This window comes from Pseudarthrobacter sp. NamE5 (assembly GCF_005796225.1).
Lineage (GTDB): Bacteria > Actinomycetota > Actinomycetes > Actinomycetales > Micrococcaceae > Arthrobacter.
Genome location: NZ_VAHO01000008.1, coordinates 117776 through 140856, shown reverse-complemented (window position 1 = coordinate 140856; position 23081 = coordinate 117776). Strand labels below are relative to the sequence as shown.

The window sequence follows — 23081 nt, the reverse complement described above, 5'->3', positions numbered from 1 at the left end:
ACGGAATGTTAGGAAAGGATAAGTATGGGAGCCCAGATCCGGGTCTACCGCCAAAAGATCAGCTCGACCACGTCGATGCGCAAGATCTTCAAGGCGATGGAACTGATCGCTACCTCGCGCATCGGCAAGGCCCGTGCGCGCGTAGCAGCTTCACTGCCTTACGCGAACGCGATCACGCGCGCCGTTTCTGCTGTCGCCAGCCAGAGCGAAATCGACCACCCGCTGACCACCGAGCCGGAGCAGATCCGCCGTGCCGCCGTCCTGGTAATCACCTCGGACCGTGGCCTGGCTGGTTCGTATTCGGCAAGCGTGCTCAAGCAGGTGGAGGGTCTCAATGAGCTGCTCCACGCTGAAGGCAAAGAAGTCAAGACGTACGTCGTCGGACGCAAGGCGCAGGCCTACTACGAGTTCCGGAACCGCGAATACGCGCGGGTCTGGACCGGAGGCACCGACGCACCCGAGTTCACCACCGCGCGTGAAATCGGCGAAGCGCTGCTGGCCGATTTCGCCACGGACTATGAAGAGGGCGGCGTCGACGAGATTCATGTCGTTTATACCCGCTTCAAGTCCATGGTGACGCAGGAGCCCACGGTCATCCGCCTGCTTCCGTTGGAGGTAGTGGAAGAACAGGCTGCTTCTGAATCGGACCTGCTGCCGCTTTATGAATTCGAGCCGGAGACGGAGCGCGTCCTCGACGCGCTGCTGCCGCGCTACATCGAATCCCGTATCTTCGCCGCCATGCTGCAGGCTGCGGCTTCCGAGCTTGCTGCGCGCCAGCGGGCCATGAAGTCCGCGGGCGATAACGCGACGGACCTCATCAAGAAGTACACGCGTCTGCGCAACACCGCCCGCCAGGCTGAAATTACGCAGGAGCTTTCCGAGATCGTGGCCGGCGCCGACGCCCTCGCGTCCTAGCCTGCACTGACCCGGTTCCGCTGCACCTGCACCACCACAGATACACTTAACCCCACGCCATCTACTGAGTGAAGTGAGAGAGATGACTGCCACTGCTACCGAACACGTAGCCGCAACGTCCGGTGCCACCGGCCGTATTGCGCGCGTAATCGGCCCGGTTGTCGACGTCGAATTCCCGGCTGACGCAATCCCGTCCATCTACAACGCACTCACCACCGAGATCACTCTCAACGGTGAGACCAAGACCATCACGTTCGAGACCTCCCAGCACCTGGGTGACAACCTCGTCCGCGCCATCTCCCTGCAGGCAACCGACGGACTCGTCCGCGGCACGTCTGTGGTGGACAGCGGTGCCCCCATCTCCGTGCCGGTCGGCGACGGCGTCAAGGGCCACATCTTTAACGTCCTGGGCCAGCCCCTCGACGTTGCCGAGTCGGAACTGGAGATCAGCGAACGCTGGCCTATCCACCGCAAGGCCCCGAACTTCGCCTCGCTCGAAGGTTCCACCGAGATGCTCGAAACCGGCATCAAGGTCATCGACCTCCTCACCCCGTACATCAAGGGTGGAAAGATCGGCCTGTTCGGCGGCGCCGGCGTGGGCAAGACCGTCCTGATCCAGGAAATGATCACCCGTGTTGCCCGCAACTTCGGTGGTACTTCCGTCTTCGCCGGCGTGGGCGAGCGTACCCGTGAAGGCAACGACCTCTGGGTTGAAATGGAAGAGGCAGGCGTCCTCAAAGACACCGCCCTTGTATTTGGCCAGATGGATGAGCCGCCGGGAACGCGTCTGCGCGTGGCCCTGTCCGCCCTGACCATGGCGGAGTACTTCCGCGATGTGCAGAACCAGGACGTGCTGCTCTTCATCGACAACATCTTCCGGTTCACCCAGGCAGGTTCCGAGGTTTCCACCCTGCTCGGCCGTATGCCGTCCGCCGTGGGCTACCAGCCGAACCTGGCTGACGAGATGGGCCTGCTGCAGGAGCGCATTACCTCCACCAAGGGCCACTCCATCACCTCGATGCAGGCCATCTACGTTCCCGCAGATGACTACACGGACCCGGCTCCGGCCACGACCTTCGCACACCTTGACGCGACCACGGAACTTTCCCGTGAAATTGCCTCCCGTGGTCTGTACCCGGCCGTTGACCCGCTGACGTCCACCTCCCGCATCCTGGACCCCCAGTACATCGGCCAGGACCACTACACCACGGCTGTCCGTGTGAAGCAGATCCTGCAGAAGAACAAGGAACTCCAGGACATCATCGCCATCCTGGGTGTCGACGAACTCTCCGAAGAGGACAAGATCGTCGTGTCGCGTGCACGCCGCATCCAGCAGTTCCTCTCGCAGAACACCTACACCGCCAAGCAGTTCACCGGCGTCGAAGGCTCCACGGTTTCCATCAAGGACACCGTCGAAGGCTTCGCAGCCATCTGCGACGGCGAGCTGGACCACATCGCGGAGCAGGCGTTCTTCAACGTCGGCGGCCTCGATGACGTTGAGCGCCAGTGGGCCAAGATCCAGGAACAGACCAAGTAATATGGCTGAGCTTGAGGTTGAGATTGTCGCAGCGGACCACTTCGTGTGGTCCGGAGCGGCCAAGATGGTCAAGGCCCGCACCAGCGATGGTGAAATCGGAATCCTGCCCGGCCACTCGCCCCTGCTGGCGATCCTGGCCGAGGGTGAACTGGCCATCCAGCCGGTGTCGGGAGACCGTATTGCGGTAGATGTTGACGGCGGCTTCTTCTCCGTGGACAACAACCGCGTGGTCATTGTTGCTGATAACGCCCATCTGGCCGGCTCGGCTACCGCTGGGATCCGCTAGCACCACCTTGATGGACGCATCGAGTCTTCCGTTCATCGCTTTGGCAGTCGCTTTGGGATTGCTGATATTTGCACTGTGCCTTTCGGGGGTACGCCGCTTCAACCTGCGGCGTGCCCTCGGTACGGTGGACGCCTCCATTTGCACGGCTGGAAACAGCTGGCAGATGGGGGTTTGTCGTTATCAGGACAACGACCTTGAGTGGTTCAGGCTGCTCTCGCTGAGTGTCCGGCCCAAGCACAAGTTCAAACGGCACTCGCTGGAACTGCTGGGCCGCCGCAAGCCCACCGAGGCCGAGGCAGTCAAGGTGCAGCCCGACGTCGTGATTGTGGAGCTGCGGTACGAGGGCAAGGACTTGCGCCTTGCCATGAAATTCGACGCCTACACCGGGCTTTCATCCTGGCTCGAGGCCGGACCGGTCATCGGCGTGGGCACCTGGCGCTAGCCGCGTGGAGTGGTTCTTCGACATCCGGCTCATTGACGGACCCCTGTATTGGCTGGTGTCCATTCTGGGCTTGGCCGGTGCCGCCTACCTGCTGTGGCCGCCCGGGCCCCTTGCTGGCCGGCAGTGGGTGGTTCGCGTCATCGCTGCCCTGGCAGCGGCATTTGCCCTGGTGGCCAGCATACATTGGGCGCTTATCAATATTCTCTCACTGTTCCCGGACAACGTTCCCGATACCGTTCTGCTCTGGATAGTGCTTGCTGTCGCCGCCCTGATCCTGTTGGTCCTGCGGATTCCCCGGACCAGATGGGGCAGCCGCACCACCGGCCTGGCCGCTGTCCTCATGGTGGCCGCGCTTTCCGCGGTGCAGGTCAACGCCTACTTTGGCCTCAACCGTACGGTCAGCGACCTCTTAGGCACTGACCTGGCGCGGATTCCCACGCTGGAGGCTGAGCTGCAACGGCAGCCGGGGGAGTCCGACGGCGTTCCCCTCCAGGGCTGGTCAGCGCACGGGACTGTGCCCGACGAGGGCGTCCTGCGGAAGTCCGCCATTCCCGGCAAGGTGTCCGGGATGAAGACGCGTGAAGCCTACATCTACCTTCCACCGGCCTACTTTGCAGACAATCGTCCCGCCCTTCCTGTCCTGGTCCTGGTGGCGGGCCAGCCCGGTGGTCCCGCAGACTGGCTGACCGGAGGCACTTTGCAGGCACACATGGACGCGTATGCCCGTTCGCACGGGGGAGTGGCGCCCGTGGTGGTTGTGCCCGACCCCAATGGTTCGCAGTCTGCCAACACCATGTGCATGGACAGCCGGATCGCACGCGCGGACACCTACCTGTCGCAGGATGTCGCGTCGTGGATCAAGTCCACCCTTTCCGTCGAAACTGACCACAACCGTTGGGCTGCGGGAGGTTTCTCGTTTGGCGGCACCTGTGCCCTTCAGCTGGCAACCCGGCATCCCCAGCTGTTCCCGGCCGTTTTATCCTTCTCCGGCGAGGCAGAGCCAGCAATCGCAAAGGAACGCGAAAAGACGATCGAGGCTTCCTTTCCTGGAGACCCTGAAGCATTCAACCGGCAGACGCCGCTGGCCATCATGAAGGAGCGGCGGTTCGAAGGCAGCGGTATGTACCTGACGGCCGGGCAGGATGATCCGGAGTTTGTGGCCTATCTGCGAACGCTCGCGAAAGCCGGAAAGGAAGCCGGCTTCACCGTCCGTGCCTACGAAGTGGAACACACCGGCCACTCCTGGGACACGTCCTCCAAGCGCATTGCGGACGCACTGGATTTCCTGGCCGAGAGGTGGGGGATCGCGGGGTGAGTGCCGAAAGGCAGGTCCGCACGATTGCCCTCGCCTGGTCAACCGTGGGACGGCCCGCCCTGCGACAGGCCACAGGAGAGCTGAAATCGACACCCTTCACACTGGCCGTCCTCGGTGTCTTCCTTGCAGCCGGCGCAGTGACAGGCAGCTTCCTTGCAGGCCCGCCCCAGCACCTGCTGGGCCTTGCAGGCGTCAGCGGTCCGGGGCTGCGGGACGGCAACTGGTGGTCATTGTTCACGAGCATGTTCTTCGCCACGAACCCGCTGGCCTACTTAACGGCCTCGCTGATGATCGTACTGCTGCTGGGCCTTGCCGAACGCAAACTGGGTACGCGCGCAGCCGCGGCGCTGCTGCTCGGCGGACAGTTCGCCGCCGTCACGCTGTTCCTGCTGGTGACCCAGCTTGCCGTATATCTGGGAGACGGCTGGCTGGACCGGATGACCGACGATGTCCTGATCGGCCCCTATGCGCCGCTGCTGACCGCCGGTCTTGCCGGCAGCGCCCGCCTGTCCGTCCTGTGGCAGCGAAGGCTGCGGACTGCGGTGCTGTCCGTCTCGCTCCTGCTGGTCCTGTACGTCGGGCATGCCGAGACGGTCATCGGGCTGCTGGGCGCCATGCTGGGGCTGGTGGCGGGATGGTGGATCCAGGGGGACCAAGGCCAGCTGCACCGGCACCGCTCCACCGGCCGGGAAACCAGGAACCTTCTGGCGCTGACCGTTGCCGTCTTTGCCGTGGGACCGATCCTTACCGGGATAGCGCGGGCGCCCACAGGCCCGCTGGCCCTGCTGCGCGATGTGGTCCTGAATCCGCTGCCGACGCTCGGGCAGCTCGCAGTCAACTGCGGTGCCACGGTCGAGTCGTCCTGCCTGGAAGCCGGCAGGGCGGGGTTCGCGGGGCCGTTCGGCCTGGCGCTGGCGGTGGTTCCGGTGGTCCTGCTGCTGATCTGTGCTGACGGCATGCGCCGCGGCAGGCGGTTGGCCCTGAATATCGCCCTGGCCATCCAGCTTGCAGTCACAGCGCTGGCTGCCGTGTACCTTGCCCTCTTCGCGCTGGTGCCCTCCCGGGTCTCCCGGCCTGATGCGGCTCCAATGGGCTCAGCCTTCGCCCATGTACTTCCGCTCGTGGTGGTGCCGCTGCTGCTGGCCCTGGTCCTCTGGCTTAACCGGCGGCAGTTCCGGGTGCAGACGGCGCCCTCGGCCCGCCGGGTGCTCGCAGGCGTGGTGGGAGGAACCTGGCTGGCCCTCGCCGCTTCCTACACTGCGGCCTGGCTGTGGTCTGGAGGACTTTCCCGGGACGGCGGCATGCTGGGACTTCTTGCCGAGTTGGCCCGCCAGTATGTCCCCATTCCCATCCCGCAGCATTATCACCGTGTTTTCGCGGACCGGAACAGCCTCGAGTCGCTGCTTTTTGCCGCTTCGGGACCGGTGTTCTGGGTCATTGCGCTGGCCGCCGTTTGGTGGGTGCTGCTGGGCAAGGCGCACGGCACTGATTCAGGCACAGAGGACAAGGAGCGGGCCCGCGGGCTGCTGCGGCAGGGCGGCGGGCCCCTTTCCTGGATGGCCCTGTGGGAACCCAATAACTACTGGTTCAGTCCGGACGGCGAGGGCGCCGTGGCCTTCCAGCAGCACGGCAGTGTTGCCCTGACTCTTGGCGGCGCCTTCGGCCCCAAGGAGACCCAGCAGAAGGTGACGGAAGGATTCCTCGCCTACTGTCGGGCGCATGCGCTGATCCCCGCACTCTACTCATGCGACGGCGTGATGTGGCCGGCGCTGCAGCAGCGCGGATTCTCCCGCGTGACAGTGGCCCAGGAAACCCGCCTGCCCATCCGTGAACTCGAGTTCAAGGGAAAGGAATGGCAGAACGTGCGGACAGCGCTTAACCGCGCCGCCAAGCTGGGGGTGCGTGCAGTGTGGGGGCCTTACCACTCCCTGCCGGCAGTCCTGCGGACCAGGCTGAACGAGGTATCCGAGGAATGGGCGGCCGGAAAGTCCGTCCCCGAGATGGGCTTCACTTTGGGCGGAGTGGATGAGCTTGAGGATGGGGAGGTGCTGTGCTGCCTCGCCGTTGACGGCCACGGTACAGTTCACGGGGTAACCAGTTGGCTCCCTGTTTACGACGGCGGGCGGCTGGTCAGCCGGACGCTGGACGTCATGCGCCGGGGCGCCGAAGGCTTTCCGGGGGTGATGGAATTCCTCATCGCCTCTGCTGTCCTGGAGCTCCGCGGATCCGTGGAGGTCATCTCCCTCTCCGGCTCTCCGCTGGCAAGTCTTTCCGGTGAACCCCCAGCCGGGAGCCCGGAGGGAATGCATGCTGCCCGTTCCGGTGATGCAGGCGACGCAGAAGGCGGCGGCAGCCAGACGGGACCGGAGAATTTGGTGCGGATCCTGGACCTGGTAGGGCACGCGCTTGAGCCCGTCTACGGATTCCGGTCCCTGGCGGCATTCAAGTCAAGGTTCAAGCCCGAATACCGGGCACTGTACCTCTACTACCAGGATCCGCTGCATCTGCCCGCCATCGGCAGGGCACTCACCCGCGCCTATCTTCCGGGGCTTTCACTTGCACAGGGGGCGCGCCTGGTGCGGAAACTGGTCAAGTAAGCGGGCTGCCCCTGCCGGAAAAGCTGTTCGCTGCGGCTGGATGCGCCTTTCCCCAAGGGCGCCGGTAATCCCGGAAAAGGTTAAAAGTAATGGTCCCCGGCAATATTGCCGGGGACCATTACTGCGTCGCAGGCCGCGGGTGCAGCCGGGTTCGCAGGGACTAGACGATGGTTACGCCGGTAGCCTGGGGACCCTTGGCGCCCTGGCCAATTTCGAACTGAACGCGCTGGTTCTCGTCGAGGGTCTTGAAGCCGCCGGTCTGGATTTCGGAGTAGTGAACGAAAACGTCACCGTCGGAATCATCCGGGGTAATGAAGCCGAAGCCCTTTTCAGCGTTGAACCACTTGACGGTTCCCTGTGCCATTTATTTCTCCTCATTGTGGAACTTTGTAAGATCGGCACACCTCGTACCGGCCTTGGTCACTCCGCGAGAAGAATCCTGTATACCTCTCCCTAAAAGGGATCCGGTGCTGCAGGAGCTTCGCGCTCGCAACATGTCTTGCGAGCATGAAAAACACCTACACAAAGACTGAGATAAGAATTTCACGCCCATTCCCGCAGGTCAACGGTTTGGGCTTCGAATCGGATAAATTTTGGGGAAAATGCTGGTTAATACGCATGTCAGCGGCTTATTAGGGTGAATCGGGCGGGTGCGGGTGCCGTTAGAAAAGCCTGGATTCGCTGTCGTCCACGCCGCGCATGGCATCGTAATCCAGCGTGACACAATCAATTCCGCGGTCATTGGCCAGCACCTTGGCCTGCGGCTTGATCTGCTGCGCGGCAAAAATCCCGCGGACAGGCGCCAGCAGCGGGTCGCGGTTGAGCAACTCCAGGTAGCGCGTCAGCTGCTCCACGCCGTCGATGTCGCCGCGGCGCTTCAGCTCGATGGCTACAGTGGCGCCGGCAGCATCCCGCGCAAGGATGTCCACGGGTCCGATCGCCGTGAAGTATTCGCGGCGGATAAGGGAGTAGCCGGCTCCCAGTGTCTCAATCTGTTCTGCCAGGAGCCGCTGCAGGTCCGCCTCCACGCCGTCCTTGATCAGGCCGGGGTCGACGCCCAGGTCATGCGATGACTCGTCAAGCTTCTCGTGGATGTTGATGATCAGCCGGTCGTCGGTTTTTGCCGACTGGACGGTCCACTGTTCCACGACCCCCAGCTCAAGGTCCACCTCTTCCGGGGAGGAAATCCGCAAGGTGGCCGGCGGGCTCATCCAGTTGAGCGGCTTGTAGGAACCGCCGTCGGAATGGACCAGGACTGAGCCGTCCGCCTTCACCAGCAGGAGCCGGGTTGCCAGGGGGAGATGGGCTTTGAGCCGGCCAACGTAATCAACGGAGCATCGGGCTATGACAAGTCGCACGCCGTACAGACTACCGCCTGCCGCTGCAGCGGCTGATCCCGACGGCGGCGCTGCAGGTCCTCAGCACGCGGCGGTGGGCGGGCGGCTGGGGCAGAATGGAGGCATGCCGCGTTCCAACCGTCCCCGCCGCCCGGTGTCCGGAAAAGGCACAGCCTCCGGAAGAAACGGTGCCGGCAGAAAGCGTGGCGGCGAGGCTCCCGAACTGGACCTGGAGCGTGCACGCGCCGGCATAGCCCGCCGGGAAAGCGCTCCCGACGGCGAGTGGATGGTCCGCACCATAACCGCCAGGAACGCCGGGAAAACCTATATCTGCCCGGAATGTTCCACAGCAGTGCTTCCCGGCGTGGCCCATCTGGTCGTCTGGAAGGACGACCACCTGTTCGGCGCTGCGGCGGGACTGGCCGAGCGGCGGCATTGGCACACCAACTGCTGGATGTCGCGCAGTTACCGCTACCGGTAGGGGCGGCGGCGGGCAAAGCCGCGCCGCCTGTCGCTAAGCTGGCATGCATGACTTTTGATCCGGCCTCGTACCAATTCCGCCAGGCAGCAGGCCCCACTCCCATCCGTGCGTCCACCGTGCTGCCGGCGAGGCGCGAAAACGTCGAGCTGCGAACGGAGGACGGCCACACCCTGGTCGGTGAGCTGGCGCTGCCCGATTCCGGGCCGGTCAATGCCACGCTGATCACCCTGCACCCGCTGCCCACGCATGGCGGCTTCATGGACTCGCATGTCTACCGCAAGGCCTCCTACCGGCTGCCCGCATTGGCCGGGATAGCAGTCCTGCGGTTCAACACCCGGGGAACCGCTTCGCCGCGCGGCACCAGCAGCGGGAGCTTCGAAGAGGGGATTGGGGAACGGCACGACGTCGAGGCAGCCGTGCGCTTCGCCGTCGAACGGGGCCTGCCCAACCGCTGGCTGGTGGGATGGTCCTTCGGCACCGAACTCGCCCTGATGTACGGGGCAGTGGAGCCGGTGGCCGCCCTGATCGAAGGGGCCATCCTGCTCTCACCCCCGCTGCACCGTGCCACCGACAAGCACCTGCTCCTGTGGGCCGAATCAGGGAAGCCGCTCACGGTCCTGGTGCCGGAGCACGACGACTACCTCAAACCGGACGAGGCGGCCGGCCGCTTCAGCCTTATTCCGCAGGCGCGGGTGGTGGGCGTGGACGGCGCCAAGCACCTGTGGGTGGGGGAGAAGCATGCCGCCCGGGTCCTCAACGAAATCGTGGACGAGGTCAGCGAGGCAGGTTCAGGCCCTGCCGGACTGCCGCAGGAGTGGAACGGGCCAGCCGCCACCGCGTCCGCTTAGGCTGGCACGGCTGCCTGCGTGGTGGTGCCGGTCCCGGTGGGCAGCGCTAGCGCTGGTCATGGTGGGCCGCTTTAGTGCTGGTCCTGGCGGACAATATAGATTTCCCGGATGAGCAGCAGCACCGCTGCCGCGGTGGGGATGGCGATCAGGGCACCGAGGACGCCGAGAAGGCTGCCCCCGGCGATCACCGAAATCACTGCCACCGCGCCTGGTACGGCCACGGCCTTCTGCATGATGCGCGGGGAGATGAAGTAGGCCTCGAACTGCAGGTAGGCGAAGTAGCAGATGCCGTAGACCGCCGCTGTCTGCCAGCCCTCGGTCAGCGAGACGAGCAGCACCACGATTCCGGCAATCATGCCGCCCACCAGCGGAATGAACGCGAGCAGCGCCACCACGAATGCCAGCAGCAACGCGAAGGGAATCCCCACGATGGACATCACGATGAACGCGAAGGTGGCGTTCAGCAGCGCTACGGCTGCCTGGCCTATCACGTAGTTGCCCACCGAACGGGTGATTTCCTCGGACAGGGCCTCGACCCGGTGGCGGCGGGAGCGCGGCGCGAGCCGGTAGCCCCACCGCTTCATTGCCGGCAGGGCTGCCAGGAAGTACAGGCTTAACACCAGGACAACGAGCGTGCCGAACAGGCTGTTGGCCACGGTGGAACCAAAGCCCACCACACCGCCGAAAATGCCGCCCATCGCGGCCGGATCGTTCACGAACTTGTCCAGCTCCTCCGTGACCCGTTCGCGCACGCCGAACTGGTCATCAAGGCTGCGGAAGAAGTCGGAGTCGATAAAGTCCCGGATCCACACCGGGGCCTGCTGGACGATTTCCGTCACCTGCTCCACGATGGTGGGAATGAGGGTGGCGAAGAAGCCGACGACGGCGCTCACCAGGACTGTGACGGACACCAGGATTCCGGCCGGGCGGGGAATTTTACGGCTCTCGAGCCAGCTGACCACCGGTTCCAGTCCCAGCGCGATGAACAGCGCAGCCACGATCCACAGCAGCAGCTGCGTGGTGTTGGAACCGATCCAGTAGACAAGAAGGGCAAGCCCCACGCCCACCGTGCCCATGAAGCCCAGGTACAGCGGATGCTGCGGCGAGATCCGGGGGCCGGGGCTGCCGAACTGCGGCTGCACTCCGCTGTCGGTGCTGTCCCTGTCCCCGTTCTGGAGCGAGTACTCGGGCGGCATTTCGAAGCGGAGCCGGGGCTGGGCCCCGGGCAGAGGCTGCCGCAGTCTGTGTACCAGCAGTCCAAGGGCGGCGGCGGCCGGGTTCTTCCGGCGGGCAGCCGCAGGATCCTGCGGAGCGGCTGACGACGGCGGCTGCCCACCCCCAGGATTCTCGGGTGCCTCGGAGGACTCGTCCGTCTTGTCAGTCACTGTTGTTGGGGGCCTGTTCCGTGCGTGGCAGCGCCTGCGCGTGCCGGTGTGATGATCATCGCAAACACTATCAGCAGCCTTGTCAACAGCAGTTGAAGGCCCGGGCCGGAGGCCGCGCGGCAAGCCTGCAGGAGGCCCCGGTCCGGGGCTGTGGTAACAAAACGGTTACCATTGGAGGGAAACCCCCGCTGATGATAGGTGTTCCCTTGCGTTTAAAGACTGCAGTCGCACTCGTGCTGCTCGGCCTCCTGACACTTTTGGCCGGCATCGGCCAGAGAACCATCTGGGCCCCGTCCGAGACTTTCACGGCCTCCGCTCCGGCGGACGGCGCCCCGGCACCCGTGACCGTGATCGACCAGGACCTGCGCACCCTTCACGACGGAACGGTGAAGATCAACATTGAGGGTGACGGCAACTTCCTGCTGGCAGCCGGCCGGCCGGACGATGTGGACGCCTGGGTGGGCCAGGCGGCGCACAACACCATCACCGGCATCTCCGAGGACGAGAAGTCGCTGATGGTTGAGCATGCTGAAGGCGAGGCTGCAGTTCCCAACCCCGCAACCTCGGACCTCTGGGTTTCCACCGAGAATGCGAGCGGTGAGCTTGAGTATTCATGGACGCCTCCGGCCGACGGCGAATGGAGCCTCATGCTTGCTTCCGACGGCACCCGGCCTGCGCCCTCCTCCGTTTCCATGACGTTCCCGAACGACACCTCCACCCCCTGGGCCGTTCCACTCATGGTCCTGGGTTCCCTCCTGATTCTCGGCGGGATTGCCCTGGCACTTTTTTCCGTCCGCAAGCGCAGCGGTAACGGCGACGGTGCGGCCGGCAAGGACAGCGGCGGTGGCAAGGACACTGCCGGAAGCAAATATGCGCAGCGTGCCCGCGCCAAGACCGGGGCCCGGCAGTCCTCCCGCCTGGGCATGATGGCCGCCGGAATGGTGGCGGCAACAGTGGTGGCAGGCACGGGCACCGCAGCATATGCAACCGCCCCTGCCCCTTCCCCAGCAGGCTCCACAGCACCGGCCTCGCAGGACGACCCGGCACCCGTTCTGCTGGATGCGCAGTTCCGCCGGATCCTGGAGCAGGTCTCCAGCGCCGTTGACGCCGGCGACGCCGCAAAGGACGCAGCAAAGCTCGGGGACCGCGTCGGCGGGACCGAGTTGGAAGTCCGTACGCAGAACTACAGGATCCGCTCGCAGGTGGGCTCCTACGAGGCTCGCATGCCGGTACGCTCCACGAAGCTCCTCACCACAGTGGTGACCAGCGATCCGGAGTGGCCGCGCTCAGTCCTGGCCGTGACCCAGGGCGAAGGCAATGTAGTGCCGCAGTTGCTGACGCTGGTCCAGTCCTCGCCCCGGGAGAACTACAAGCTGGTGGAAACCACCCCGCTGCAGCCCGGCACAACCTTCCCCGCCATCAGCCGGGACGGCACGGAAACCCTGGCGGCTGGCGACAAGACCGGCCTGCTTTACAGCGGTGAGGAAGCCCTGGCCGGCCTCGCGGACCGCCTCACCTCGCCTGAGTCAGCATTCAAGGACAAGCTGGTGGAAGGGGAGTCTTCGCCCTACATCGCAGACACGCTCTCCTACCAGGCAGAGGTGGTGAAGGCCGGCGAAAACGGCAACTTCTCCTTCACGCACAAGATGGTTCCGGAAAGCACGGTCGTCTTCCGGACCGACGACGGCGGCGCCCTGGTCCTGGGCCGGATCAACTTCGGCTTCGAGGGAACCCCGAAGGCGGCGGGCGACAAACTCACCATCGGTGACGATGCAGCCGCCCTCGCCGGCGGCAAGGAAACAACCACCGGCATGGTCCTGAGCTTCGCCGAGTCCATGGCCGTGTACGTGCCGCCGGCAGGTTCGACCGACCCCATGAAGCTCGTCGCCGCCACCCGCGGGCTGACCGGGGCCAGCTTCAAATAAACCCCCATCCCGCAGTAGCACCGGCAGCGGCCGGAGTGGCTAGAGTGGAAAGCATGAGTTCGCCAGCTTCCCGCCCAGTCCCTCCTGCCGCTGCCAACATGCTTAACCTGCGCGGCGCCGTCGACCTTTCCACCCTGAAGCAGCGCCCGGCATCCCCGGCCGGCCCCGGCACGCCGCAGGAGGGCACGCAGCCCGGCGGCGCCGGTACCCCAGAGCTGACGGTGGACGTCACGGAGTCAAACTTCCAGCAGCTGGTGGAACTCTCCATGAAAGTGCCCGTGGTGTTCGCGCTGTGGGCCTCGTACTCGCCCGAGTCCGGACGCGTGCTCGAAACGCTGGAGAGCATCGTGCAAAGCTACGGCGGCCGGCTGGTCCTTGGGGCCGCCGACATCGAAGCGTTCCCGCAGCTGGCCCAGGCCTTCCAGGTGCAGGCTGTGCCCACGGCCGTGGCAGTGCTCAAAGGCCAGCCGGTGCCGCTGTTCCAGGGCAGCGCCGACGAACAGCAGGTCCGCAGCCTCTTTGATGAATTGCTCAAGGTGGCGGCCGCCAACGGCGTGACCGGAAGCCTCGACGCCGGAGCCGGCGGGGAGGAGGCCTCCGCACCGCTGCCCCCGCTGCACCAGGCGGCCTTCGACGCCATCGAAGCGGGAGACTACGCGGCTGCAGCCGAGGCCTACCGCCAGGCGCTGAATGAAATGCCCTCGGACCACGAGGCAAAGGCCGGCCTGGCCCAGGTGGAGCTGATGGCCAGGCTGCAGCCGCTCTCGGCCCAGGGCAGCGAAGCCCTGCGGACCCTCGCTGCCACCGAGCCGGACAACCTGGAAGCGCAGCTCGGTGTTGCTGACCTCGACATCGCCGGGGGCCATGTGGAGGATGGGCTGAACCGGCTGGTGTCCTTCATAGGGCGCAACTTCGGTCCCGAGCGCGAAACGGCCCGGGTCCGGCTGCTGGAGCTGTTCGACGTGGTGGGCGCGTCCGACGCCCGCGTGGCCAAGGCGCGCCAGGCGCTCGCACGGGTCCTCTTCTAGTGCCGGCGCTGTTCGAGCCCCTCAAGCTGCGCTCGCTGGAACTCCAGCACCGGGGCTGGGTTTCGCCCATGTGCCAGTACAGCTGCGATCCCGACGACGCCCCCGGGGTTCCCAACGACTGGCACCTGATGCACCTGGGATCCTTCGCTGCGGGCGGCGCCGCGCTGATCCTTACCGAAGCCGCCGCGGTCAACGCCGAAGGCAGGATCAGCCCACGCGACGCCGGCCTCTACAACAGCGAACAGGCGGAGGCATGGGAGCGGATCACCTCCTTTGTGCACCGGCATGGAGCTGCAGAGGCAAAGATCGGCGTCCAGCTCGCGCATGCCGGGAGGAAAGCATCCACCTACTGGCCCTTTGCCGGCAAGCACGGCAGCGTGCCGGAGTCCGACGGCGGGTGGGCCACAGTGGCGCCCTCGGCATCGGCGTTCGATGGATACGCCGAACCTGCCGCGATGACCCAGGAACAGATCAGGGGAGTGGTCAGCGATTTTGCTGCCGCGGCAATACGGGCCGTTGAGGCCGGTTTTGACACCATGGAGATCCACGGCGCCCACGGCTACCTGCTGCACCAGTTCCAGAGTCCGCTGATCAATACCCGCACCGACTCCTGGGGCGGGGATGAAGCAGGGAGAAACCGCCTCATGCTCCAGGTGGTGGATGCAGTGCGTGAAGTCATTCCGGAGTCAATGCCGCTGCTGCTGAGGATCTCCGCCACGGACTGGGCCGAGGGCGGCGTGGACCTGGCGGCTTCCATACGCCTGGCCCGGGAGGCTGCCGGACGCGGCGTTGACCTCGTTGACGTTTCCAGCGGCGGAGCTGTTGCCCACCAGCAGATTAGCGCCGGCCCCGGCTACCAGACCGGATTTTCCGCTGCCATCCGGAAGGAGGCGGGAGTAGCCACCGGGACGGTGGGCCTGCTGACTTCTGCAGGGCAGGCCGAGCACGCAGTGGTGACGGGACAGGCTGACGGTGTCCTCATTGCACGGGCAGCACTGCGGGACCCCCACTGGTGGCTGCGTGCAGCCTTCGAACTGGGGCATGAGACCGCCTGGCCGCCGCAGTACGAGCGCGCCAGGCCGAGGCGCACGTTCTGACTGCGAGGTTGCTGATGGACCACGAAGACCGTGACACGGCGCCCGCCCCTGGCAGTGCGACTGGGCAGCAGTTGGAAGCCGCCATCCTGGAACTCTTGGCTGCCAGGGCCGCAACATCGAGTATCTGCCCGTCCGATGCTGCCCGTGCTGTCGGGGGCGAGAATTGGCGCGGGCTCATGGAGCCTGCCCGCACGGCCGCGCGGCGCCTGGTTCAAGCCGGCGAGGTGGAGATCACGCAGGGCGGTGCCGTCGTTGATCCCGCCACCGCCAAGGGGCCCATCCGCATCCGCAGGGTAAAGCAGGGCAAGTAAAACCGGTCCAGGGCACCAGGAACGGGTGGGTCGCGGAAGCTAGTCCTACGCCTTTTTCGCTACTCCTGCAGGAGGACCCCTCAGCAGCACCCGGACGGCTAGTCTGGCTTCATGACTGCTCCGATACCTGACCGGCCGCTGTATGACCGGCCCCCGCACGCAGGGACCCCGGCGGCCCTGTCCATTCAGGGGCTCGCGAAGCGCTTTGGTGGCAAGATCGCCGTAGACGGTATCAGCCTCGAGGTTCCGGCCGGGTCCTTTTACGGCATCGTGGGCCCTAACGGCGCGGGCAAAACCACGACGCTGTCCATGGCCACCGGACTCCTGCGCCCGGACTTTGGCACAGCAGTTGTCCACGGCGTGGACGTGTGGCGGCAGCCGCTGGAGGCCAAGAAACTGATGGGCATCCTGCCGGACGGGGTACGGCTGTTCGACCGGCTAACGGGCGAGCAGCTGATCATGTACGCGGGGCTGCTGCGCGGAATGGACAAGGACGTGGTGGCCGGGCGGGTTGCCGACCTGCTCGCTGCACTCGACCTGCAGAATGACGCTGGTACCCTGGTGGTGGACTATTCCGCCGGCATGACAAAGAAGATTGCCCTTGCTTCGGCGTTGATCCACGCGCCCAGGCTGCTGGTCCTGGATGAGCCTTTCGAGGCGGTGGATCCGGTCTCCGCCGCCAACATCCGCTCGATCCTGGACAGCTACGTTGCGTCCGGGGGCACCGTCATCGTGTCAAGCCACGTTATGGACCTGGTGCAGCGCATGTGCGACCACGTTGCGGTGGTGGCCGGCGGCCGGCTGCTGGCCGCCGGGACTGTGGATGACGTACGGGCCGGCGCCTCGCTGGAGGACCGGTTCGTGCAGCTGGTGGGCGGCCGCAGCCACACGGAAGGGCTGGAATGGTTGCGCACCTCCTGAAGCTGAAACTGACCCTGCTGCGGAACGGATTGCGGCGCAGCCCGTGGCAGCTGGTGGGAATGGCGTTCGCCGGGCTGTACGCCCTTGGCCTGGTGGCAACGCTGGTGGTGGCACTGGTCCTGCTGCGCAACGCGCCGCAGGACGTTGCGTACGCGGCGGTGGTCCTGGGCGGATCCGCTGCCATCCTGGGCTGGGGGATTGTGCCGGTGGTCGCCTCCGCTACGGACATGACCCTGGACCCTGCCCGTTTCACCACCTTTGCCATTCCCATGAAGCAGATGCTGGCGGGGCTGGCGCTGGGCGGAGTGATTGGTATTCCCGGGCTGGCAACGTCCCTGGTGGCCCTGTCCACGGTGGCCACGTGGTGGCGCGGCTTCCTTCCGGCTCTCGCTGCTGCAGCGGGGGCAGCACTGGGTGTGCTGACCTGCATTGTGCTCGCCAAAGTGGTGACCACGGCAACCGCAAGCCTGGCGTCGTCGCGCCGCTTCAAGGACGTGAGCGCCATCGCCTTCATGGTGCCGCTCGTCCTGATGGGACCCATCGTGGCGGGGGTAGGCCAGGGAATCTCGGGGTCCACCGGGTTCCTGCCCGTGTTGGCCCAAACCCTCTCCTGGACACCGCTGGGGGCACCGTGGGCCGTTGCCGGTGATGTTGCAGCGGGCCGGCCGGGGCCCGCCCTCCTGAAGCTGCTCATTTCCGCAGCAACACTCGCAGTACTCACCTGGGCCTGGAAAGTGCTGCTGGAGCGGGCACTGGTGACGCCTCCCTACGCGGGCAGCGGAAAGCGGAAGGGCGGGAAGCCCGGACTGCTCGGAATCCTGCCGGCGGTTCCTGCGGGAGTTGTGATGGCAAGGTCCCTCACATACTGGTTCCGCGACCCCCGGTACTCCGGTTCCCTGGTGGTGATCCCGCTGCTTCCGGTGGTGCTGGTGTTCCAAGGGACCCAGACCGGGGACTTCACCAGCCTTGCCTTCCTGGCTCCGCTGTCAGCCTTCATCCTTGCCTGGTCGATTTCGGCGGATGTTTCCTACGACAACACCGCTTTTGCCCTGCACCTGGCCTCCGGCGTCCGCGGTGTTGCGGACAGGCTGGGCCGCGCGCTCGCCTGCCTGGCGTTTGCCCTGCCGGTGGTGCTGGTGTTTGCAGTGGGATACTCCGTGTTCACGGGCGACTGGGCGGCGCTGCCCGGCCAGCTGGGCCTGAGCCTGGGCACCCTGTTCACGGGATTGGGCCTGTCGTCGGTGGTATCGGCACGGTATACGGTGGCTGTTCCGCTGCCGGGGGAGAGTCCGTTCAAGAAACCGCCCGGCAACGTGGGACAGACCCTGGCCGTTCAGTTCGGCGGACTGGTGGTGCTGATGGTGCTGGTCCTTCCGGAGGTGGCCTTGCTGATCGCCCAGCTCGTGACGGGCAATGCCCTGTTCGGCTGGATAAATTTGGCTGCCGGAGCCTGCCTGGGCACGGGGCTGTTTGTGGCGGGAGTCAGGCTGGGCGGAAAATGGCTGGATGCCCGCGGGCCCGAGCTTCTGGCCCAGGTATCCGTCAACCGTTGACGGCGCTCGGGGACGGCAGAAAGGAACAGCATGGAAGTTGTCATCCTCAACGGCAGCAGACAGATTGCCCGGCTGGCGGCCGATGCGATCGGGGAGCTCCTTCGGCGCAAGCCGGACGCGGTCCTCGGGCTGGCCACCGGGTCTTCCCCGCTGCCCATCTACGATGAGCTGGCCGCGCGCCACGAGCGGGACGGCCTGGACTTCAGCCGGGCATCCGGCTTCGCGCTGGATGAGTACGTGGGCCTTCCTGCCGGACACCCGGAGTCCTACCGCGAGGTCGTCCGCCGGGAGTTCACCAACCGGGTGAACATCCCGCCGGAGAACGTGCATGGACCGGACGGGACCGCCGCCGACATCCCTGCCGCCTGCCAGGCCTACGAGGACGCCATCGGGGCCGCCGGCGGCATTGACCTGCAGATCCTGGGCGTGGGAACGGACGGCCACATCGCCTTCAACGAACCCGGGTCTTCCTTCGCATCCAGGACCAGGATCAAAAGCCTGATCGAACAGACGCGCCGGGACAATGCCAGGTTTTTCACCAGCTTGGCCGAGGTGCCGCACCACGTCCTGACCCAGGGGCTGGGAACCATCATGGACGCCCGGCACGTCATGCTGGTCGCAACGGGTGCCCAAAAGGCGCAGGCCGTCAGGGACTTCGTGGAGGGACCCGTTGCGGCTATCTGCCCCGCGTCCATCCTCCAGTTCCATCCGCACGCCACGATCCTGCTGGATGAGGCCGCCGCCTCGGCACTGAAGCTGGCCGACTTTTACCGGCACACGTACGACCACAAGCCTGCCTGGCAGGGCCTTTAGCTTCCCGTTGCAGCTCACTGGAGCGTTTAGGAAAAGTTCGACGGCGGCCTGCCCCGTGCGGCCGATTCATCCGCTGGGGAGACGCGCCGCCGTCGAACGTGCCGTTGCCCGAACGGCTAAGATGGTTGGCATGACTAGCACGACGGACCCTCTCGAAAACGACCCGATGCGCGAGCTTTCCGGGGCTGGAACGTCCACAGCCACCATTGAGCGCGAGGAACTGCGCCAGGAGGTGGAACCGGGCGACCGCGAGCGTTTTGCGCACTATGTGCGGAAGGAAAAGATCATGGAGTCCGCGATGACCGGGGAGCCCGTCATCGCACTGTGCGGCAAAGTCTGGACGCCGGGCCGGGATCCGAAGAAGTTCCCCGTGTGCCCAACGTGCAAGGAGGTCTACGACGGCCTTCGCCCGGGCAATGACGGCGGGAAGGGTCCCGGAGGGGACTCGGGCAACAGCAAGTAGTGACGGAAACTCTTTTTGGCGGCCCCACCCTGCCTCCGGCCTACCCGGAACGTGCAGCCTGGGGAACCGCCCCAAAACTCCGTGCCTGGCAGCAGGAGGCCCTTGATCTCTACCTGAAAAACAGTCCGCGCGACTTCCTGGCGGTGGCAACCCCGGGGGCCGGCAAGACGACGTTCGCGCTGCGGATTGCATCCACGCTGATTGATTCCGGAGCCGTCAACCGGGTGACAATTGTTGCGCCCACTGACCACCTGAAGCGTCAGTGGGCGGATGCCGCTGCCCGCGTTGGTATCGCCATCGACCCCAACTTCAAAAACTCCGACGGGCAGCACGGCCGCGGCTTCATTGGCGTCGCCGTCACCTACGCCCAGGTGGCCAGCAAGCCGCTGCTCCACCGTGCTAAGACGGAAGCTGCCCGCACCCTGGTGATCCTGGACGAGATCCACCACGGTGGCGAAGCCCTCTCGTGGGGTGACGGCCTGCGGGAGGCCTTCGATCCGGCTGTGCGCCGGCTGTCACTGACCGGAACGCCGTTCCGCTCAGACACCTCGCCCATCCCCTTCGTGGAGTACGCCGAGGACCGGGACGGGATCCGCCGTTCCAAGGCCGACTACACCTACGGATACGGCAACGCCCTGCGGGACCATGTTGTCCGCCCCGTGATGTTCATGGCCTACTCCGGGCAGATGCGCTGGCGGACCAGTGCCGGCGAGGAGATGGCTGCGTCGCTCGGTGAGGCGGCCGTCACGAAGGACATCACGTCCCATGCCTGGCGGACGGCGCTGAATCCGGCCGGCGAATGGATTCCGGCCGTGCTGGCCGGGGCGGACAAGCGGCTCAGCGAAGTCCGCCGCACCGTACCTGACGCCGGCGGCCTGGTGATTGCCACCGACCACGAGGATGCGCGCGCGTACGCCGGGCAGCTGAAGAGGATCACGGGGGAGTCCCCCACTGTGATCCTCTCCGACGATGCCAAGGCCTCCAGCAAGATCGAGGAGTTCTCTGCAGGGGACAAGCGCTGGATGGTGGCGGTCCGCATGGTGTCCGAAGGCGTGGACGTCCCGCGGCTCTCGGTTGGCGTTTACGCCACCTCAACATCCACCCCGCTGTTCTTTGCCCAGGCCGTGGGACGCTTCGTGCGTGCCCGCAAGAGGGGCGAAACGGCGTCGGTCTTCCTGCCGTCGGTGCCCCAGCTGATGGCCCTGGCCAACTCGATGGAAATGGAGCGCGACCACGCGCTGGACCGGCCCGAGAAGGAGGACGGCGACGGCCTCTTCAACCCGGAGGACTCGCTGATGGAGGAGGCCAACCGCGAGGAAAAAGCCTCGGACAGCCTCACCAAGGGCAAGTTCGAGGCGCTGGACTCGCAGGCCTCCTTCGACCGGGTCCTGTTTGACGGCGGCGAGTTCGGCACCGGCGGCGAGGTGGGCTCCGATGACGAGCTGGACTTCCTGGGCATTCCAGGCCTGCTGGACGCCGAGCAGGTGGGCACCCTCCTCCGGCAGCGCCAGCACGAGCAGCTGAACAGGAAGAACCGGAAAGCTCCCGCTGCTGCGGCTGAAAGCCAGGCTCCGCTCGTCCCGGACCACCGGATGCTGATGGACCTCCGCAACGAGCTGGCAAAGAACGTGGCGGCATGGTCCGCGCGGACCGGCACGCCGCACGGCGTGGTCCACACCAAGCTGCGGACGGTCTGCGGCGGGCCTCCCGTGGCGCAGGCGAACGAGGAGCAGCTGAAGTCCCGCCTGCGGAAGCTGCAGGACTGGTTTGTGGGCAGGAAATAGCAGGGACCCCAAACAGCAGTGGCCCGGTGCAGCGCACCGGGCCACTCTGCAACTGCCCGGGTCAGGCGACGTCGACGCCGCCAAGCTCCATGTCGGCCACGGCCTCTTCCAGGTCTTCGGCGATCCCGGCGGTCAGGGACCTGAGGACCGTCACCGAGTAGCCCGCCTGGACGGCGTCCAAAGCAGTCGCCATGACGCAGTAGTCGGTGGCAATTCCCACCACCACGACGTCCTCAACGTCATGGCTCTGCAGCCAGTCGTCCAGGCCGATGGCGTCCTCGTCAGGAGCGAACCTGTCGGCATCCCCGGAACCGGGCAGGGCCCCCGGTTGCCGTTCTCCGGTTGGTACTGCGTCTTCGGGCGCCAGGAGTCCTTCAAAGCCTGAGTAGGCAGCGGAGTACTGCCCTTTCTGGAAGTAGGCCTGGATGTACTCGGTATCGAGGTCCGGGTGCAGCTCCGCGCCGTGGGTGCCGGCCACGCAGTGCGGCGGCCAGCTGTCCTTGAAGTCGGGCGCCTCGGAAAAATGCTCCCCGGGGTCTATGTGCCAGTCCTGCGTGGCCACGATGTGGTCGAACTCGTTGTGATGGGCGTCAACGTAGTCGCTAATAGCGCCGGCAACGGCTGCCCCGCCCTGGACGGCGAGCGAGCCGCCCTCGCAGAAATCATTCTGGACATCAACGATGATCAGCGCACGTGACATCAGTTCTCCTCGTAGATGGTGGGGATGGCCGCCTCGCCGCGCTGGAGCCGGTTGACCACCGGCGGCAGCTCGGCCATGGAGTCGGCGTGGCGCTGGCGCGCCTTGAGGACGCCCTCGGCCCCCGTCCAGCCCGGCATCAGCTCACCGTTCTTCATGAACTGGTGCAGCAGCGGGCGGTCATTGCCGTCATCCTCGGGCCGGTGCCCCACGCCCACGATCTCGGCGGTGGCGATGCCCTGTTCGTTCAGCTTCCGCAGGGCGTACTTGCGGCCGCCCACGCTGGCCTTGTTCTTGGCTGCCTTTGCCACGGAGACAAAGTTCCCGTCGTCATCTGTGCGGCTTACGAGTTTGTAGACCATGCTGGCGGTGGGGGCGCCGGAGCCGGTGACGAGGGACGTGCCCACCCCGTAGGAATCAACCGGCGCCGACTGCAGCGCTGCGATTGCATACTCGTCCAGGTCGGAGGTGACCACGATCTTGGTGTTCTCATTGCCGAGGTCATCCAGGAGCCGGCGGACCCACTGGGCCTGATCCACGAGGTCACCGGAATCCAGCCGGACGGCACCCAGCCGGGGACCTGCCAAATCCACTGCCGTCCGGACGGCCGTTTCGACGTCGTACGTGTCCACCAGGAGGGACGTGCCGTCGCCGAGCGCGGCGATCTGGGCCTCGAAGGCGTCCTTCTCGCTGTCATGCAGGAGAGTGAAGGAATGGGCTGCGGTGCCAACGGTCCTGATGCCGTAGCGGATGCCGGCCTCCAGGTTCGAGGTGCTGCTGAATCCTGCGATGACGGCTGCCCGCGCAGCGGAAGCAGCCGCTTCCTCATGCGTCCTGCGCGATCCCATCTCGATGCAGGGGCGGCCATGTGCTGCGCTGACCATCCTGGAAGCAGCGGAGGCAATGGCGCTGTCGTGGTTGAGGACGGAGAGCAGGTAGGTCTCCAGCATGCAGGCCTCGGCAAACGTGGCCTCGACAATCAGGATGGGGGAGTTGGGGAAGTATGCTTCACCCTCCGCGTAGCCCCAGATGTCGCCGGAGAAGCGGTAGTCCGCAAGGTATTCCAGGGTCTGGTCATTGACCACTTTGGTGCGGGCCAGGAAATCCAGTTCGGCCTTGCCGAAGCGGAAGTTCGCAATTCCTTCCAGGAGCCGGCCCGTTCCTGCCACGATGCCGTACCGCCGCCCGTCGGGGAGCCGGCGCGCGAACGCCTCGAAGACCGACTTGCGGTGCGCTGCGCCCGAATGGAGTGACGCCTGCAGCATGGTCAGCTCGTAGTGGTCGGTGTAAAAGGACGTGCGGGGTTGCTCCCAGCCGGCGGAGGTACTCACGAAAGTCACTCTAGT

At 65.7% G+C, this 23081-nt stretch carries 22 protein-coding genes; 17 read left to right on the top strand and 5 right to left on the bottom strand.

Annotated features, from left to right (window positions below; genetic code table 11):
- Positions 1–24: 24 nt before the first annotated feature.
- From FDW84_RS11710 to FDW84_RS11685, 6 genes are all read left to right on the top strand, one after another.
- Positions 25–915 carry a F0F1 ATP synthase subunit gamma gene (locus FDW84_RS11710; RefSeq protein WP_138609616.1) on the top strand — a complete coding sequence of 297 codons (891 nt, stop codon included), beginning with the start codon at positions 25–27 and terminating at the stop codon, positions 913–915.
- Between the two features lie 82 nt (positions 916–997).
- Positions 998–2452 carry a F0F1 ATP synthase subunit beta gene (atpD, locus tag FDW84_RS11705; protein ID WP_138609614.1) on the top strand — a complete coding sequence of 485 codons (1455 nt, stop codon included), beginning with the start codon at positions 998–1000 and terminating at the stop codon, positions 2450–2452.
- 1 nt (position 2453) lies between these two features.
- Complete coding sequence (locus FDW84_RS11700; protein WP_138609612.1) at positions 2454–2738, top strand: F0F1 ATP synthase subunit epsilon; 285 nt, start codon at positions 2454–2456, stop codon at positions 2736–2738.
- A gap of 10 nt (positions 2739–2748) precedes the next feature.
- A complete protein-coding gene (locus FDW84_RS11695) occupies positions 2749–3180 on the top strand; it encodes a DUF2550 domain-containing protein (RefSeq protein ID WP_138609610.1) in 432 nt (143 codons plus the stop codon).
- A gap of 4 nt (positions 3181–3184) precedes the next feature.
- The gene (locus tag FDW84_RS11690) at positions 3185–4495 is read left to right on the top strand and encodes an alpha/beta hydrolase (protein WP_138609608.1); all 1311 of its coding nucleotides are present in this window, start codon (positions 3185–3187) and stop codon (positions 4493–4495) included.
- Positions 4492–7092, top strand: coding sequence for a bifunctional lysylphosphatidylglycerol flippase/synthetase MprF (locus FDW84_RS11685; RefSeq protein WP_138609606.1), 2601 nt, complete (start codon positions 4492–4494; stop codon positions 7090–7092). The genes FDW84_RS11690 and FDW84_RS11685 overlap by 4 nt, the downstream gene beginning before the upstream one ends.
- Positions 7093–7252: 160 nt before the next feature.
- Here the strand turns inward: FDW84_RS11685 and FDW84_RS11680 are convergent, their stop codons facing one another.
- Both FDW84_RS11680 and nucS read right to left on the bottom strand, forming a co-directional pair.
- Positions 7253–7456 (bottom strand): cold-shock protein, encoded by a 204-nt coding sequence (locus tag FDW84_RS11680; protein WP_138609604.1) that lies wholly within the window; start codon positions 7454–7456, stop codon positions 7253–7255.
- A gap of 298 nt (positions 7457–7754) precedes the next feature.
- Positions 7755–8450, bottom strand: a complete 696-nt coding sequence (gene nucS, locus FDW84_RS11675) for an endonuclease NucS (protein WP_138609602.1) — start codon at positions 8448–8450, stop codon at positions 7755–7757.
- Between the two features lie 103 nt (positions 8451–8553).
- On the opposite strand from nucS, the gene FDW84_RS11670 reads away from it, so the two are divergent.
- Complete coding sequence (locus FDW84_RS11670; RefSeq protein ID WP_138609600.1) at positions 8554–8910, top strand: ATP/GTP-binding protein; 357 nt, start codon at positions 8554–8556, stop codon at positions 8908–8910.
- A 47-nt stretch (positions 8911–8957) separates the two neighbouring features.
- Entirely contained in the window at positions 8958–9758 is an 801-nt protein-coding gene (locus FDW84_RS11665; RefSeq protein WP_138609598.1) for an alpha/beta hydrolase, read from the top strand.
- A gap of 71 nt (positions 9759–9829) precedes the next feature.
- Here the strand turns inward: FDW84_RS11665 and FDW84_RS11660 are convergent, their stop codons facing one another.
- The gene (locus FDW84_RS11660; protein WP_138609595.1) at positions 9830–11143 is read right to left on the bottom strand and encodes an AI-2E family transporter; all 1314 of its coding nucleotides are present in this window, start codon (positions 11141–11143) and stop codon (positions 9830–9832) included.
- A gap of 191 nt (positions 11144–11334) precedes the next feature.
- On the opposite strand from FDW84_RS11660, the gene FDW84_RS11655 reads away from it, so the two are divergent.
- The 9 genes from FDW84_RS11655 (at position 11335) to FDW84_RS11615 (ending at position 21038) form a co-directional block, all read left to right on the top strand.
- A complete protein-coding gene (locus FDW84_RS11655) occupies positions 11335–13068 on the top strand; it encodes a DUF8094 domain-containing protein (protein WP_171046759.1) in 1734 nt (577 codons plus the stop codon).
- A 53-nt stretch (positions 13069–13121) separates the two neighbouring features.
- Complete coding sequence (locus FDW84_RS11650; protein ID WP_138609593.1) at positions 13122–14096, top strand: tetratricopeptide repeat protein; 975 nt, start codon at positions 13122–13124, stop codon at positions 14094–14096.
- Positions 14096–15193, top strand: coding sequence for an NADH:flavin oxidoreductase/NADH oxidase (locus FDW84_RS11645; protein ID WP_138609591.1), 1098 nt, complete (start codon positions 14096–14098; stop codon positions 15191–15193). The genes FDW84_RS11650 and FDW84_RS11645 overlap by 1 nt, the downstream gene beginning before the upstream one ends.
- 14 nt (positions 15194–15207) lie before the next feature.
- Positions 15208–15504, top strand: a complete 297-nt coding sequence (locus FDW84_RS11640; RefSeq protein WP_138609588.1) for a DUF3253 domain-containing protein — start codon at positions 15208–15210, stop codon at positions 15502–15504.
- Between the two features lie 111 nt (positions 15505–15615).
- On the top strand, positions 15616–16425 hold the full coding sequence (locus FDW84_RS11635) for an ABC transporter ATP-binding protein (RefSeq protein WP_240721485.1): 810 nt from the start codon (positions 15616–15618) through the stop codon (positions 16423–16425).
- Positions 16407–17978: a transporter gene (locus FDW84_RS11630; protein ID WP_138609586.1), complete on the top strand. Its 1572-nt coding sequence runs from the start codon at positions 16407–16409 to the stop codon at positions 17976–17978. The genes FDW84_RS11635 and FDW84_RS11630 overlap by 19 nt, the downstream gene beginning before the upstream one ends.
- A gap of 30 nt (positions 17979–18008) precedes the next feature.
- Positions 18009–18791 carry a glucosamine-6-phosphate deaminase gene (gene nagB, locus FDW84_RS11625; RefSeq protein WP_138609584.1) on the top strand — a complete coding sequence of 261 codons (783 nt, stop codon included), beginning with the start codon at positions 18009–18011 and terminating at the stop codon, positions 18789–18791.
- A 121-nt stretch (positions 18792–18912) separates the two neighbouring features.
- Positions 18913–19254 carry a DUF3039 domain-containing protein gene (locus FDW84_RS11620; RefSeq protein WP_138609582.1) on the top strand — a complete coding sequence of 114 codons (342 nt, stop codon included), beginning with the start codon at positions 18913–18915 and terminating at the stop codon, positions 19252–19254.
- Positions 19254–21038 (top strand): DEAD/DEAH box helicase, encoded by a 1785-nt coding sequence (locus FDW84_RS11615; protein ID WP_138609580.1) that lies wholly within the window; start codon positions 19254–19256, stop codon positions 21036–21038. The genes FDW84_RS11620 and FDW84_RS11615 overlap by 1 nt, the downstream gene beginning before the upstream one ends.
- 61 nt (positions 21039–21099) lie before the next feature.
- On the opposite strand, the gene FDW84_RS11610 is transcribed toward FDW84_RS11615, so the two are convergent.
- A complete protein-coding gene (locus tag FDW84_RS11610) occupies positions 21100–21738 on the bottom strand; it encodes an isochorismatase family protein (protein WP_138609578.1) in 639 nt (212 codons plus the stop codon).
- The gene (locus FDW84_RS11605; protein WP_138609576.1) at positions 21738–23066 is read right to left on the bottom strand and encodes a nicotinate phosphoribosyltransferase; all 1329 of its coding nucleotides are present in this window, start codon (positions 23064–23066) and stop codon (positions 21738–21740) included. Before FDW84_RS11605 ends, FDW84_RS11610 begins: the two co-directional genes overlap by 1 nt.
- Between the last annotated feature and the right edge of the window lie 15 nt (positions 23067–23081).

Bases quoted from the DNA above. Each gene is read 5' to 3' on its own strand.
- FDW84_RS11695 (WP_138609610.1), top strand. From the start codon at position 2,749: ATGGACGCATCGAGTCTTCCGTTCATCGCTTTGGCAGTCGCTTTGGGA.
- FDW84_RS11680 (WP_138609604.1), bottom strand. From the start codon at position 7,456: ATGGCACAGGGAACCGTCAAGTGGTTCAACGCTGAAAAGGGCTTCGGC.
- nagB (WP_138609584.1), top strand. From the start codon at position 18,009: ATGGAAGTTGTCATCCTCAACGGCAGCAGACAGATTGCCCGGCTGGCG.
- FDW84_RS11710 (WP_138609616.1), top strand. From the start codon at position 25: ATGGGAGCCCAGATCCGGGTCTACCGCCAAAAGATCAGCTCGACCACG.
- FDW84_RS11610 (WP_138609578.1), bottom strand. From the start codon at position 21,738: ATGTCACGTGCGCTGATCATCGTTGATGTCCAGAATGATTTCTGCGAG.
- FDW84_RS11620 (WP_138609582.1), top strand. From the start codon at position 18,913: ATGGTTGGCATGACTAGCACGACGGACCCTCTCGAAAACGACCCGATG.
- FDW84_RS11630 (WP_138609586.1), top strand. From the start codon at position 16,407: ATGGTTGCGCACCTCCTGAAGCTGAAACTGACCCTGCTGCGGAACGGA.
- FDW84_RS11700 (WP_138609612.1), top strand. From the start codon at position 2,454: ATGGCTGAGCTTGAGGTTGAGATTGTCGCAGCGGACCACTTCGTGTGG.
- FDW84_RS11655 (WP_171046759.1), top strand. From the start codon at position 11,335: ATGATAGGTGTTCCCTTGCGTTTAAAGACTGCAGTCGCACTCGTGCTG.
- FDW84_RS11650 (WP_138609593.1), top strand. From the start codon at position 13,122: ATGAGTTCGCCAGCTTCCCGCCCAGTCCCTCCTGCCGCTGCCAACATG.
- FDW84_RS11640 (WP_138609588.1), top strand. From the start codon at position 15,208: ATGGACCACGAAGACCGTGACACGGCGCCCGCCCCTGGCAGTGCGACT.
- FDW84_RS11670 (WP_138609600.1), top strand. From the start codon at position 8,554: ATGCCGCGTTCCAACCGTCCCCGCCGCCCGGTGTCCGGAAAAGGCACA.
- FDW84_RS11665 (WP_138609598.1), top strand. From the start codon at position 8,958: ATGACTTTTGATCCGGCCTCGTACCAATTCCGCCAGGCAGCAGGCCCC.
- atpD (WP_138609614.1), top strand. From the start codon at position 998: ATGACTGCCACTGCTACCGAACACGTAGCCGCAACGTCCGGTGCCACC.
- FDW84_RS11635 (WP_240721485.1), top strand. From the start codon at position 15,616: ATGACTGCTCCGATACCTGACCGGCCGCTGTATGACCGGCCCCCGCAC.